At 45.9% G+C, this 13898-nt stretch carries 11 protein-coding genes; 10 read left to right on the top strand and 1 reads right to left on the bottom strand.

All coding sequences use genetic code 11. The features are described from left to right. Window positions 1-87 precede the first annotated feature (87 nt). Window positions 88-966, bottom strand: coding sequence for an AraC family transcriptional regulator (locus PWYN_RS03825; RefSeq protein WP_036648718.1), 879 nt, complete (start codon window positions 964-966; stop codon window positions 88-90). A gap of 153 nt (window positions 967-1119) precedes the next feature. Between PWYN_RS03825 and PWYN_RS03820 the strand changes: the two genes are divergently transcribed. From PWYN_RS03820 to ptsP, 10 genes are all read left to right on the top strand, one after another. After that, window positions 1120-2298 carry a galactokinase gene (locus PWYN_RS03820; protein WP_036648715.1) on the top strand — a complete coding sequence of 393 codons (1179 nt, stop codon included), beginning with the start codon at window positions 1120-1122 and terminating at the stop codon, window positions 2296-2298. Window position 2299: 1 nt separating this feature from the next. Then, on the top strand, window positions 2300-3286 hold the full coding sequence (galE, locus tag PWYN_RS03815; RefSeq protein WP_036648713.1) for a UDP-glucose 4-epimerase GalE: 987 nt from the start codon (window positions 2300-2302) through the stop codon (window positions 3284-3286). Between the two features lie 17 nt (window positions 3287-3303). After that, complete coding sequence (locus tag PWYN_RS03810) at window positions 3304-4887, top strand: UDP-glucose--hexose-1-phosphate uridylyltransferase (protein WP_036648711.1); 1584 nt, start codon at window positions 3304-3306, stop codon at window positions 4885-4887. Between the two features lie 136 nt (window positions 4888-5023). After that, complete coding sequence (locus PWYN_RS03805; protein ID WP_036648708.1) at window positions 5024-6187, top strand: iron-containing alcohol dehydrogenase; 1164 nt, start codon at window positions 5024-5026, stop codon at window positions 6185-6187. Between the two features lie 160 nt (window positions 6188-6347). Continuing rightward, the gene (locus PWYN_RS03800; RefSeq protein ID WP_036648705.1) at window positions 6348-6884 is read left to right on the top strand and encodes an NfeD family membrane protein; all 537 of its coding nucleotides are present in this window, start codon (window positions 6348-6350) and stop codon (window positions 6882-6884) included. Next, on the top strand, window positions 6884-8371 hold the full coding sequence (locus PWYN_RS03795) for a flotillin family protein (RefSeq protein ID WP_205622733.1): 1488 nt from the start codon (window positions 6884-6886) through the stop codon (window positions 8369-8371). The genes PWYN_RS03800 and PWYN_RS03795 overlap by 1 nt, the downstream gene beginning before the upstream one ends. Before the next feature lie 199 nt (window positions 8372-8570). Beyond that, window positions 8571-9443, top strand: a complete 873-nt coding sequence (glcT, locus tag PWYN_RS03790) for a glucose PTS transporter transcription antiterminator GlcT (RefSeq protein ID WP_036648703.1) — start codon at window positions 8571-8573, stop codon at window positions 9441-9443. Between the two features lie 294 nt (window positions 9444-9737). Then, window positions 9738-11798 carry a glucose-specific PTS transporter subunit IIBC gene (ptsG, locus tag PWYN_RS03785; protein ID WP_036648700.1) on the top strand — a complete coding sequence of 687 codons (2061 nt, stop codon included), beginning with the start codon at window positions 9738-9740 and terminating at the stop codon, window positions 11796-11798. Between the two features lie 94 nt (window positions 11799-11892). Further along, complete coding sequence (locus PWYN_RS03780; protein ID WP_036648697.1) at window positions 11893-12168, top strand: HPr family phosphocarrier protein; 276 nt, start codon at window positions 11893-11895, stop codon at window positions 12166-12168. Continuing rightward, a complete protein-coding gene (ptsP, locus tag PWYN_RS03775) occupies window positions 12161-13873 on the top strand; it encodes a phosphoenolpyruvate--protein phosphotransferase (RefSeq protein WP_036648694.1) in 1713 nt (570 codons plus the stop codon). Before PWYN_RS03780 ends, ptsP begins: the two co-directional genes overlap by 8 nt. The last annotated feature ends 25 nt before the right edge of the window (window positions 13874-13898 follow it).

The raw sequence follows: 13898 nt of genomic DNA, 5'->3' as shown, positions 1-13898 counted from the left end.
TACGCAGTGACATTTCCAATAATGCAGTTAGGCAGCAGCAACAGCCCAGTTTCCCTAAAAGAACCTGGGCTGTTGCTGCATAAGCTTTTAATGGACAGATTTATCGGATTGCCGTGTAACCTTGATTCGATAAGAGGTCGGTGATTGGCTGCAGAACCGTTTGAACTGCCTGGAGAAATATAGCGCATCCGTTAGGCCGACAGAAGCGGCAACTTGCTCCACGGATAGTTCCGGCCTCTCCCTCAGCAGCTGTCTGGACTTTTCTATACGCAGCTTCAGCAGATAGGTTACGGGTGACAAGCCCGTTTCTTGTTTAAATACCCGAGACAAATAGGCACGATTATACCCCAAGCTGTCGCACATTTGCTCAATTGAAATCGGATGGGCGTACTGGGAGGACATGAAGTGAATCATTTGCTTCACAGTGCGTTTCACCTGAGACCCAGCTCCGGGGAGACGTGAATAAATGGATAATCGTTCAGCTGCTTCTCCTATAATAAGGTAGAGATAACCGAGCGAAGTCAGATGGGCGCTTTCCTTGTTAGCATAGAAGGCTTCCAACATTCCACCAAGAGAAGTTGGAATCACGCTTCCTTCTGCTATGGATAGGACGGGCTGTTCAGGTGTGAATCCTGCTTGCAGTACCAATTCGTCACTTTCCTTTCCGGTAAATGCAGCCCATCTATATTGCCAGGGATGATCTCGATCGGAAACATAACTGACAAGTTGTCCGGGATGAATCAGAAAGCAGTCCCCGACTCCAAGCTCATAAGTTCGATGCTCTGTACGGAAAATTCCAGAACCGCCTTCCACGTAATGAAGGAGGTAATAATCGTAGATCTTGGGGCCGGCCTGATGCAGCGGCAGGGTTTGACTTTTACCTGCGAAAAGCACATGCAAATTTTGATTCTCGTAGTAAACCGGATTTGAGGCAACGGAATAGGTGTGGTCGTAGTTAGGCTCCATAACGAACCCCTCTCTTCGTGTAAAGTCACATTTATCCATACATTACACACATGGTTGCATTACTATTTAAAGTCTGTTTTTATTATAATATAAGCATACAAGAACAAATACTTTTTCACAAAACCGTAAGAAACGAAAGGGTGGAGTAACATTATGAGCATCGGGCAAATGAAACAAAAGTTTATTGACAAGTACGGAGAAAGCGGACAAGAGGAACGAGTGTTTTATGCACCTGGACGGGTTAATCTTATCGGTGAACATCTGGATTATAACGGTGGTTATGTACTACCGGCGGCATTGGAATTTGGAACCACTTTGATTGTGAGACCGCGCAGTGACGGTAAAATAAACTTTGCTTCCACAAACCTTCCTTACGAGGCATCTATAGATTTCACTGAAATTGGGAATGAAAAAAGTGGCGAATGGATCGACTATCCCATTGGGGTAATGGTCGAATTGAAGAAGAAGGATACTCCTGTTTCAAAAGGTTATGACCTGCTGTTCCATGGTGATATCCCGAATGGCTCAGGCCTGTCTTCTTCCGCTTCCCTTGAAGTGGTAACCGCCTTTGCGTTCCTGACTTTGGAAGGCGGAGATACGGATACGGTTGAAATTTCTCTCTTGTCCCAGCGTGCAGAGAATCAGTACGTGGGTGTAAACTCCGGTATCATGGACCAATTCGCTGTTGCCAACGGCAAACGGGATCATGCGATTTTGCTGATGTGCGACACATTGGAATATGACTTGGTACCTTTTGTAACAGGTTCTTATAAGCTGGTTATCGGCAACACGAATAAGAAGAGAGGACTCGTGGATTCCAAATATAACGAACGCCGTCAGCAATGTGATGAGGCGCTCTCTATTTTGCAGAAGGAGATTCCTTCCTTGTCTTATCTGGCAGAGCTTACGCGTGAACAGTTTGAGGAGCATCAGGGTAAGATTGTTGACGAAACGGTCAGACGCCGTGCGCGCCATGTGGTGGAAGAGAATCAACGTGTACTCGACTCCGTAGAAGTACTGAAGAATAATGATCTTAAGCAGTTTGGACAATATATGAATGACTCTCACGATTCTCTCCGCGATCTATATGAAGTGAGCTGTGTAGAACTGGATATTATGGTTGAAGAAGCACAACGCATTCCGGGAACCCTTGGTTCACGGATGACAGGTGCAGGTTTTGGTGGATGCACGGTCTCACTAGTCCATGAGGATGATATCGAACGCTTTATTTCGGAAGTTGGAGAGGCCTACACTACAAGATCCGGTCTGGTCGGCGAGTTCTACGTTTGCGGTATCGGTAACGGTGTCGAAGAGCTGAAAGGAGTGAAATAAGATGGCGATTCTAGTAACGGGTGGAGCAGGTTATATTGGTTCCCATACAGTAGCGGAGCTGCTGAATCGAGGCGAGGAAGTTGTTGTTATTGACAACCTTGTAACAGGACACCGCGAAGCACTGCTAGGCGGCAAGCTATATGAAGGTGATCTGCGCGACAAAGAACTGTTGGCGAAGCTTTTTTCCGAGAATGAGATTGATGCAGTTATCCATTTTGCTGCAAGTTCATTGGTTGGTGAGAGTATGAAGGATCCAGTGAAATACTATGACAACAATGTGTACGGAACACAATGTCTGCTGGAAGCCATGCAGAAGGCCGGCGTTAACAAAATTGTATTCTCTTCCACAGCAGCTACTTACGGTGAACCAGAGAAGGTGCCTATTGAAGAGACCGACCGTACCGAACCTGCCAATGTGTACGGTGAGACTAAGCTGACCATGGAGCGTATGATGGCGTGGTTTGACAAAGTGTTAGACATCAAATATGTGGCACTGCGCTACTTCAATGCAGCTGGCGCTCACGAGAGTGGTAAAATCGGTGAGGATCACCGTCCGGAAAGCCATCTGATCCCGCTGGTTCTGCAAACTGCGCTTAAACAACGGGAGAGCATCGCAGTATTCGGAGAAGATTATCCGACTGAAGATGGAACTTGTATCCGTGACTACATTCACGTTAGCGATCTGGCAGATGCGCATGTTCGTGCAGTAACCTATCTGCGCAGCGGCAGCGCCAGCAGCGTCTTTAATCTAGGGAACGGTCTTGGCTTCTCCGTGAAGCAGGTAATCGAAACCGCTAAGAAGGTAACCGGCCTTGAGATTCCGGTGGTTATTCAGGAGCGTCGTGCCGGAGATCCAGCCGTACTGGTAGCTTCTTCTGCCAAAGCCCGCTCTATTCTAGGCTGGAACCCGCAACATGCAGATTTAGAGAACATTATTCAAAGTGCTTGGAACTGGCATTCAGCGAACCCGCAAGGTTATGGTAATTAATTCTAAGGAGAATCAAGATGGACAACGAGAATAAAGTAACTCCCGCCGGAGTGAAGGCATTACAAGCTATTGAACAGCTTGCACTCTTTGCTCTGCGTCAGAGATTAATTGAGCCTGCGGATCTTGACTATAGCCGCAACGTGCTGCTGGAGCAATTCGGCTTCAGCGAACCCTCTTTTGATGAGGTTGATCAAACGATATTAGAGGGTCCGCAAGCACCGCTTGATATCTTAATTGATTATGGGTTTGAAATTGGACTTATTCCTGAGAACAGTGATACCTATCGTGATCTTCTGGATGCCAAAATCATGGGGCTGTTGATGGCCCGCCCCTCGGAGGTCAATGCTGAATTTCGCAGATTGACAGAAGAGAAGGGGATATCAGCAGCAACAGATCAATTCTACAAGCTTAGTATTGATTCCAACTATATTCGGATGGACCGTATCTCTAAGAACGTCTATTGGCTTCAGGATTCTCCATACGGTGACCTAGAAATGACAATCAATTTGTCAAAGCCTGAGAAAAGCCCTAAGGAAATTGCAATGGCTCGGTTGCTTCCTCCACCTGTATATCCAAAGTGTCAGCTCTGTCGTGAAAATGTGGGTTATGCAGGTCGCATAAACCATCCTCCCCGCCAGAACCTGCGGATTATTCCGATGGCTCTTAATAATGAGAAATGGTTTTTTCAGTATTCGCCGTACGTTTATTACAATGAGCACTGTATCGTATTCCATCATGACCATGTCCCGATGAAGCTCACTAAGGATACCCTGAAACGGCTGCTCGGGTTTGTGGAATCATTCCCGCACTATTTTATAGGTTCCAATGCTGATTTACCGATCGTAGGCGGCTCCATTTTGACGCATGATCACTTTCAAGGAGGACGCCATACCTTCCCGATACAGAAAGCACCTAAGGAAAGTACGTTCACTCACGAGGCCTATCTTGGCGTCAGTATTAGTATCGTAAAATGGCCGATGTCGGTACTGCGTTTACACGGGCAGGATCCTGCGGTTCTCCTGGAATGCGGTAATTCCATTTATGAGGCGTGGAAGGGATATAGTGATCCTGAAGCAGAGGTGTTGGCTTTTACTACTGAGGCAGGTGGTGAGTCTACTCCTCACAATACGGTTACACCTATTGTCCGCAGGGCAGAAGATGGTGGTTACGAAATGGATCTTGTCCTCCGTAACAACCGTACGAGTGAAGAGTATCCAGAGGGTATTTTTCACCCTCACCGGGAGATGCACCATATCAAGAAAGAGAATATCGGCTTGATCGAAGTTATGGGTTTGGCTATTTTACCAGGTCGTCTTAAGGAAGAACTCGACAGAATTGCGGGTATTCTAGCTGGAGACTCGACTACGTTGAATGCGCTACAGGGGGATTCAACCCACGCTTTAGCTCTGCATGCAGGCTGGGTTCAAGAGCTGCTTGAACGCTTCGGTACTTCGTTGGATCATGAAGAAGCAGTGAAGACCATACAGAATGAGGTAGGCAATAAATTCACTCATATTCTTGAGCACGCCGGGGTTTATAAGCGGACACCTGAAGGGCAAGAAGCTTTCCATCGTTTTGTGAAGAGCTTTGGTGCCAGCTAGACACCGATAGACAAGACACCCGATCCCTCTGAGGAAGGATCTGGGTGTCTTTTGCTTGTGACGGATTTGAATGAGGGTACCCAGAGGGATATAATAAGTTGGTGAACTAAATTAAGGATCATGGAGGGTTACACGTATGCGAAAGTTTGAATTTCACAACCCGACGAAGCTAATCTTCGGACAGGGTACATTGGAAGCTCTAAATCGAGAAGTGCCTAAATACGGGAAAAATGTACTGCTAATGTACGGGGGCGGCAGTATCAAACGTAACGGGCTATACGATAAAGTAGTCTCGCAGTTAAAATCACTGGGCTCCGTAGTAACGGAACTCTCTGGAGTGGAGCCGAACCCGCGTCTTTCCACTGTACATAAAGGTGTGGAACTGTGTCGTGAACATCAGATCGACTTGATCCTTGCAGTAGGCGGAGGCAGCGTGCTGGATTGTGCCAAAGCGGTTGCAGTGGGTGCTGAATATGAGGGAGACATGTGGGATTTCGTGGAGCGTAAAGCGATCCCTCAAGATGCTTTGCCTTTAGGAACAGTACTTACTATGGCAGCGACTGGGTCTGAGATGAACAACGGCTCGGTAATTACGAATGAAGTCACTCAAGAAAAGATGGGCTGGGGCAGTTTGTACTCCTTCCCGGCGTTTTCCATTCTAGATCCTGAGCACACCTTCTCATTACCTCGTGACCAGACCGTTTATGGTATGGTAGATATTATGTCGCATGTGCTAGAGCATTATTTCCATTTGGATAGCAATACTCCGGTTCAAGACGGTTTCTGTGAGACTTTGCTGCGTACCGTAATTGAGACTGCTCCTAAGTTAATTGAGGATCTGGAGAATTTTGAACTGCGTGAGACGATTCTCTACTGCGGTACGATGGCCTTGAACGGGATGGTCAGCATGGGGTTTGCCGGTGACTGGGCCACTCATAACATTGAGCATGCAGTATCCGCTGTATACGACATTCCTCACGGAGGCGGTTTAGCTATCCTTTTCCCGCACTGGATGAAATACAACCTGAGCGTTCAACCTGCACGTTTCCGTCAGTTGGCCGTGAATGTGTTTGGTATTGATCCTTCCGGTAAAGGTGATGAGCAGGTGGGTCTAGAAGGCATTGAAGCTTTGCGAAGCTTTTGGAATTCCATCGGTGCACCAAACCGCTTGGCTGATTATGATATTGATGATTCCCAGCTTCAGAATATGGCGGATAAAGCTGTCCGTTTTGGACCGTTTGGGAATTTCCGCAAGCTTCAACATGAGGATGTTGTTCAAATCTATAAAATGTCTTTGTAATTCTATTTTGAGTAGTTACTGCAAAGGATGCCTTTCTTCTTCGGGAGAGGCATCCTTTTTGCTTTTTCAATAATAACCCAAGTTTGTGAAACCTAGGACATATCTAATGCGTTTATAGGAGTAAGACATATCGTCAGAAGAAAGACAGGAGGAAATGGGTATGGAGACGCTGTATTTGGGCTGTCTGGCACTGGGTGTCATTTTTGCCGTAGTCAGCGTGTTGGTAGGGGATCTGATTGGGGATGCACTGCATGGTATGTTTCATTTTGCAGCCTTTGATTTCCTGAATCCCGCCGTATTGGCAGGGGGAGTAACAGTATTTGGCGGTGCCGGACTTTTGCTTACTCGTTATAGCGGACTGGAGGTCGGGGCTGTGGTGGCCTTGTCTCTATTAATTGCCGGTTCTGTTGATGTTTTGCTGTACTTGGGTTTTGTCAAACCGATGGACAAAAGCGAGATGTCTAACGGGTTCTCCATGAAAGAGCTTCCCGGAAAAATGGGGGTGATCACCGTTCCCATACCGGCTCAGGGCTTTGGGGAAATCATGGTGAAATTTGGCGCAGGTAACAGTCTACATACCGCGTCCAGCTTTGAGCATCAGCCCCTTCCCGCTGGAATCAAGATCGTTGTGATTGACGTTATCGAAGGGGTGGCACTTGTAACTGAATTTGAAGAGAGAAAGGGAGAGGATATTTGATGTTTGGTATTCCTGATTTTTTATTAATTCCAGCCGTGGTTGTTGCTGTCATTTTTGTATTGGGGCTAGCATTCTGGGCCCGCTTTAGAACGGTAGGACCGGATGAAGGTATGATTGTAACGGGATCTTTCCTGGGGAATAACCATATTTTAGATGATGGATCGGGTCGTAAAATCAAGATCGTACGCGGTGGCGGTGCTTTTATTTTGCCAGTATTTCAGAAGGCTGAATTCATGTCGCTGTTATCCCATAAGCTTGATGTTACTACTCCAGAGGTGTATACGGAGCAGGGCGTTCCGGTTATTGCAGATGGTGTAGCTATAATTAAAGTCGGAAGTTCTACTGAAGATGTGGCTACGGCGGCGGAGCAATTCATGGGTAAACCTATAGAGTCATTAAAGAGTGAAGCTCAGGAAGTACTGGAAGGTCATCTCAGAGCTATTTTGGGTACGATGACTGTTGAGGAAGTGTATCGCAACCGTGATCGGTTCGCCCAAGAAGTACAGGGTGTGGCTGCCCGCGATCTGAAGAAAATGGGGCTGCAGATTGTCTCCTTCACCATTAAGGATGTTCGTGATAAGCATGGATATCTGGAAGCGCTGGGTAAGCCGCGTATTGCCGCAGTGAAGAGAGATGCAGAAATTGCTGAAGCAGAGGCATTGCGTGATGCCCGTATCCAAAAGGCCGCAGCAGAGGAACAGGGTCAGAAGGCTGAACTGTTACGTGATACTAATATTGCGGAAGCATCCAAGGATAACCAACTGAAAGTCGCTGCCTTTAAAAGGGATCAGGATACGGCAAAAGCTGAAGCGGATCAGGCCTATTTCATTCAGGAAGCACGCGGCAAGCAAACCGTGGTCGAGGAACAAATGAAGGTGGAACTCGTTCGTAAAATGAGAGAGATCGACTTGCAGGATAGGGAAATTCAGATTCGCGAGAAGCAGTTTGACGCGGAAGTGAAGAAAAAGGCCGAAGCAGACCGTTATGCGGTTGAACAAGCGGCTGAAGCGGATAAGGCGAAAAGAATGCGTGAGGCAGATGCTCTCCAGTACAGCATTGAGACCCAAGCTAAGGCAACGTCTGCACAGAAGCGTCTGGAAGGTCAGGCCATTGCTGATGCAGAGCTCGCCAAGGGTACAGCAGATGCAGAGGTCATCCGGCTGCGAGGCTTCGCTGAAGCCGAAGCCAAAGAAAAACTGGCGGAGGCCTTCCAGAAGTTCGGTGATGCTGCAGTCCTTGATATTATTGTGAAAATGCTGCCTGAGCTGGCAGGACAGATCGCTAAACCATTGGCCTCCATTGATAAATTAACAGTTGTCGACACAGGCAATGGTGAAGGTGCAGCCCGAGTAAGCAATTATGTAACCCAACTGATGTCCACCGCCCCTGAAATGCTGAAAAGCGTCTCCGGTATTGATGTTGAAGAACTGATCAAGGGGTTCACTCATAAGCGGTCGGAAATAACAGAATTGCCAAAAGCGGAATAATATTTAATTTATCAAAGTATGTCTGTAGCCGCTACAGACATACTTTTTTTGTATAACAAAAGCTGCCAGTACGGTTTGTACACTTCTTTTATAGAATTTCTGGTGTTATGATGAGAGCGTAAGTATAATCAATTCGTGTGCCGCTTCGATAGAGGGTTGCACCGGAAGTCAGGTATTCCGAAATAAAAGAGGTGTCAAAGTGAGCAGCATAACCGTGGCTAAAGTGCTAAATAACAATGTAATTATCGCCGAACATCCACAATATGCCGAAGTTGTTGTCATTGGCAAAGGTATAGGATTCAACCGCAAAGTGCGTGATCGTATAAAGCTTTCCTCCGTTGAGAAAATGTTTATTCTCCGCAGTCAAGAGGAGCAGGAGCAATACAAGCAGCTCGTTCCTCAGATTGACGAAAAGTTGATAGAGGTCGTTCAGGAAATTATTATTCACATCATGCAGCACAGCCGTGAGCCGCTGAATGAACATATCCATATTGCATTAACCGATCATATTTCTTTTGCCATCCGGCGGAATGAACAAAATATCCCTATCCATAACCCTTTTTTGTATGAGACCAAAGAGATATACCCTGAAGAATATGCGATGGCTGAGTATGCGATCGGCAGGATTAACGAGCTCATGCATGTATCCATGCCTTCCGACGAGATTGGGTTTGTTGCCCTGCATATTGTAAGTGCTTTGAGCAACCGTCATATTACCGAGGTGAAACAGCATTCAGTTCTTATAGGTGATCTTGTAACGTTGGTTGAGAACAGCTTGGACTATCGAATCCCGCGGGATTCTCTCGATTATTCCCGTATGGTCACCCACTTAAGATTTGTTCTGGAGCGGCTGCGTCGGGGAGAAACGGTTAGAGAAATATCCTCGCTGGACGGTCTGATGAAGCGTGAATATCCAGAGATGTATACGTTGGCTTGGAAATTAACAAAGGTGATGGAACAGCGTGTTCGCATTCCCGTTTATGCTGCTGAGGTAAGTTACTTAACGGTTCATTTGCAGCGCCTTGCCCAGAAGAAAGAGGATGAGGCTGAAATGGAAGAGAACGGCAGTTAATTCCACAGCACATTTTTGCTTATAATCCTATGTTTTACATATAGCCGAAGTTACTGAAAAAAATGCTTGCAAGTTAAAAAAAACGATGCTACACTGATCCCAGTTATTAAACAAAACAGAATATCAACGTGTAACTGATTCGATCAGGCATGAGTGATTTACAGTATTTTGGTTGTATAACCCCATCTCGGGGTAATCTAACTCTAGAGTTAGATAACAACCTGTATGCTGTATTGCTCATGCTTTTTTTGTTTTCTGTTTTGTTACGAAATCAAAAATAAGGAAGTGACTTTAATGTTTAAAAAGCTTTTTGGCGTCTTGCAAAGAGTTGGTAAAGCGTTAATGCTTCCGGTAGCCATTCTTCCGGCAGCCGGCTTGCTATTAGGAATCGGGAATATGCTTGTCAATCCAGACTTCTTGCAGTATGTACCTGCACTTGAGAACAATACAGTTCAAGCTATTGCCAACGTATTAATGAATTCAGGACAGGTCGTTTTTAACAATCTGGCGTTGCTGTTTGCAGTCGGCGTAGCGATTGGTTTGGCTGGTGGGGAAGGCGTAGCAGGCCTTGCAGCCATTATCGGTTTCCTCGTATTAAACATTACGATGGGTACCGTTGTTGGTGTTAATGAGTATGTACTAAGCCAAGGTAACTTTGCTTATGCTAGCGTACTCGGAATTCCGACGCTGCAGACCGGGGTGTTTGGGGGTATATTAGTCGGGGTACTAGCTGCGGCGATGTACAAACGCTTCTTCAGAATCGAATTGCCGTCCTACCTGGGTTTCTTCGCAGGTAAACGTTTTGTTCCGATTATGACTGCGGTAACTTCACTGATCCTTGGTCTTGCTTTGACCCTAATTTGGCCACCTATTCAAGAAGGTCTGAATTATGTGTCCCAAAGTATGATTGATACGAATAAAACGTTCGCAGCCTTTATCTTTGGTCTGATTGAGCGCTCACTAATTCCGTTTGGATTGCATCACATTTTCTACTCCCCGTTCTGGTATGAATTCGGAACTTATGTAGATAATGCTGGCAACCTGGTACGTGGTGACCAACGGATCTTTATGCAGCAGCTTCGTGATGGTGTGGAATTCACAGCGGGTACATTTACTACAGGTAAATATCCGTTCATGATGTTCGGTCTTCCAGCCGCTGCTCTGGCGATCTACCATGAATCCAAACCTGAAAATAAAAAGTTTGTTGGTGGTTTGATGGTGTCTGCCGCCCTTACTTCTTTCCTCACAGGTATTACTGAGCCTCTCGAATTCTCGTTCCTTTTCGTGGCTCCGCTGCTATTCGCAGTACATGCTGTTTTTGCGGGTCTGTCCTTTATGACCATGCACATTCTAAATGTAAAAATCGGAATGACCTTCTCCGGGGGTTTCATCGACTATGTGCTTTTCGGAATTATTCCGAACCGCACAGCATGGTGGCTTGTTATTCCGGTAGGTCTTGTAATCGCGGTAATCTACTATTTCGGATTCCGGTTCGTTATACGGAAATTTAATCTAAGAACTCCGGGCCGTGAAGATCCGTCGGACGATGACGATGACCAAAACACCGCAGTTGTTTCAACTAGCGGCAATGATCTTCCGAGTAATATCTTGTCCGCTCTTGGCGGTAAGGAAAATATCACCCATCTGGATGCTTGTATTACCCGTCTTCGGGTAGAAGTAAAAGATAAAGCAGGTGTTGATAAGAACCGTCTCAAGAAACTTGGAGCTTCAGGTGTCCTTGAGGTTGGTAATAACATACAGGCGATCTTCGGTACACGTTCCGATACGATTAAATCACAGATTCAGGATGTAATGAATGGTAAAACACCAGTTGCTGCTCCTACACCCGTTCCTACTCCGGTGTTAGAGAAACAAGCCGGTGAAGAAGGTGTAGCGATTATGCCGGAAGATATAGTATCGCCAGTTAATGGAGAATTGATGGATATCACTCAGGTTCCTGACGCTGTTTTCTCCCAAAAAATGACGGGTGACGGTTTTGCTTTCCTATCTGATGATGGTAAGATTGCATCTCCTGTATATGGTAAAGTGTTCAACGTATTCCCGAGCAAGCATGCTATCGGTATCATGTCTGATGGCGGCAAAGAAGTGCTCGTTCACATAGGGGTTAATACTGTGAAACTTAAAGGTCAGGGCTTTACTGTTCTTGTCGAAGAAGGCGACCTTGTTGCCGCTGGACAACCGATTATGGAAGTTGATCTTGAATACGTGAAGGCACATGCTCCTTCAGTAATCTCGCCGGTTATTTTCTCGAATCTTCCCGAAGGTTCTTCTGTAACTTTGAAGAAGCCGGGCAAGGTATCCATTGGTGACAAGGATATCATCGTAATCCAGTAAAAAGTGCAAAGGTGTTGCGCTTCCATTATAATGAAGGGAGCGCAATCACCTTTCCTAAAAGTACCTAATATGAATAGAAAGCAGGTTGAATATTATGCAAAAAACATTCAGAATTATCGACGAAGATGGAATTCACGCACGCCCAGCAACAGCTTTGGTTAACACAGCTACTAAGTTTAAGGAAACTGAGGCTTATGCAGAAGCCAAAGGTAAAAAAGTTACTTTGAAATCCATTCTAGGTGTTCTTTCATTGGGTCTTGAAGCAGGAGATACTCTTACTCTGATTACTGAAGGTACTGAAGAAAGCGACGCTTTGAACGCACTTCAAGAAATTATGATTAAAGAAGGGCTGGGCGAGTTGAATGACTAAAATTTCAGGAATCGCGGCTTCAGCAGGGATTGCAGTAGCCCGTGCTTTTATCCTGGAGCATCCGGATTATACGATTACTAAGGCTACAATCAGCGATACGGAAGCAGAAGTCGCCAAGCTGAACGATGCGCTTGCAAAATCCAAATTGGAGCTGCAATCCATCAAAGAACGCACTTTGGCAGAGCTTGGAGAGAAAAAAGCTGAGATTTTCGAATCTCATTTGCTAATTCTCGAAGATCCGGAGTTGGTCAGCCCCGTTATGGACAAAATCCGTGATGAGTCTGTAAATGCAGACTATGCCTTGAATGAAGTAGCGGGTCAGTTTATTGAAATGTTCGAGAATATGAAGAGTGCTTATCTGCAGGAACGTGCGGCGGATATGCGTGATGTAACCAAACGTGTGTTAAATCATTTGCTCGGCATTCATTATGTAAGTCCTGCTGAAATAAGTGAGGAAGTTATTGTTATCGCTGAAGATTTGACACCTTCTGATACAGCACAGCTTAACCGTCAATTTGTTAAAGGATTTACAACGAATATCGGAGGCCGTACTTCCCACTCGGCAATTATGGCTCGTTCGTTGGAGATTCCTGCAGTTGTAGGTACCAAGAATATTCTTTCTCAAGTAAAATCCGGCGATCTTATTATTGTCGATGGTTTAAGCGGTGAAGTACTCATTAATCCTAGTGAAGCAATCGTTGCTGAATATAGCAAGAAGCAGGAAGCTTACGATTTACAAATCGCAGAGTGGAAAAAACTTCGTGATGAGCCTACGATCTCTGCGGACGGCAAGCATGTTGAGCTGGCTGCAAATATCGGAACGCCTAATGATGTGAACGGTGTAATTGAGAACGGTGGGGAAGGCGTTGGCCTTTACCGCACAGAGTTCCTGTATATGGGACGTGACAAGTTACCTTCCGAAGAAGTGCAATACAACGCTTACCGCTCTGTTATTGAGAATATGGGTGGTAAACCGGTTGTAGTCCGTACTCTTGATATCGGTGGAGACAAGGAACTGCCTTATCTGGACCTTCCTAAGGAAATGAATCCGTTCCTCGGTTTCCGGGCCATTCGTCTTTGCCTGGATCGCCAAGATATCTTCCGCACACAGCTGCGTGCTTTGCTGAGAGCAAGTGTTCATGGAGATTTGCGCATAATGTTCCCTATGATTGCTACGCTTGGCGAATTCCGTGCTGCGCGTGACTTGATGCTGGAAGAGAAAGCTAATCTTATAGCAGAAGGCAAGGAAGTTTCGGATAACATTCAGCTTGGTATCATGGTTGAGATCCCTTCAACAGCTGTACTGGCTGACCAGTTCGCTAAGGAAGTTGACTTCTTCAGTATCGGTACAAACGATCTTATCCAGTATACAATGGCTGCTGACCGTATGAATGAGCGGGTATCTTACCTGTATCAGCCTTATAATCCAGCTATCTTACGTTTGGTTAAAATTGTTATTGATGCTGCTCATGCTGAGGGCAAATGGACTGGAATGTGTGGTGAAATGGCTGGTGACGCTACAGCAATTCCATTGCTGCTGGGACTCGGGCTGGATGAATTCAGTATGAGTGCCACATCTATATTGCCAGCACGCAGTCAAATTTCCAAGCTGTCGGCTGCCGACATGAAGGAACTAGCTGCTAAAGCATTACAGATGGGGACTGCCGAGGAAGTTGCAGAACTCGTTCAAAGCATCGGAAAGTAGCAGTAAATTAGTAAAATCTTCAATC

The organism is Paenibacillus wynnii (assembly GCF_000757885.1).
GTDB lineage: Bacteria > Bacillota > Bacilli > Paenibacillales > Paenibacillaceae > Paenibacillus_AQ > Paenibacillus_AQ wynnii.
Note: the sequence above shows the minus strand (reverse complement) of the source record. Positions and strands in the feature narration are given on the sequence as shown.

What these genes read in the sequence shown, in the direction of transcription:
- ptsG (WP_036648700.1), top strand. Translation starts at nt 9,738, where the DNA reads ATGTTTAAAAAGCTTTTTGGCGTCTTGCAAAGAGTTGGTAAAGCGTTA.
- PWYN_RS03810 (WP_036648711.1), top strand. Translation starts at nt 3,304, where the DNA reads ATGGACAACGAGAATAAAGTAACTCCCGCCGGAGTGAAGGCATTACAA.
- PWYN_RS03780 (WP_036648697.1), top strand. Translation starts at nt 11,893, where the DNA reads ATGCAAAAAACATTCAGAATTATCGACGAAGATGGAATTCACGCACGC.
- PWYN_RS03795 (WP_205622733.1), top strand. Translation starts at nt 6,884, where the DNA reads ATGTTTGGTATTCCTGATTTTTTATTAATTCCAGCCGTGGTTGTTGCT.
- PWYN_RS03805 (WP_036648708.1), top strand. Translation starts at nt 5,024, where the DNA reads ATGCGAAAGTTTGAATTTCACAACCCGACGAAGCTAATCTTCGGACAG.
- ptsP (WP_036648694.1), top strand. Translation starts at nt 12,161, where the DNA reads ATGACTAAAATTTCAGGAATCGCGGCTTCAGCAGGGATTGCAGTAGCC.
- PWYN_RS03800 (WP_036648705.1), top strand. Translation starts at nt 6,348, where the DNA reads ATGGAGACGCTGTATTTGGGCTGTCTGGCACTGGGTGTCATTTTTGCC.
- PWYN_RS03820 (WP_036648715.1), top strand. Translation starts at nt 1,120, where the DNA reads ATGAGCATCGGGCAAATGAAACAAAAGTTTATTGACAAGTACGGAGAA.
- PWYN_RS03825 (WP_036648718.1), bottom strand. Translation starts at nt 966, where the DNA reads ATGGAGCCTAACTACGACCACACCTATTCCGTTGCCTCAAATCCGGTT.
- galE (WP_036648713.1), top strand. Translation starts at nt 2,300, where the DNA reads ATGGCGATTCTAGTAACGGGTGGAGCAGGTTATATTGGTTCCCATACA.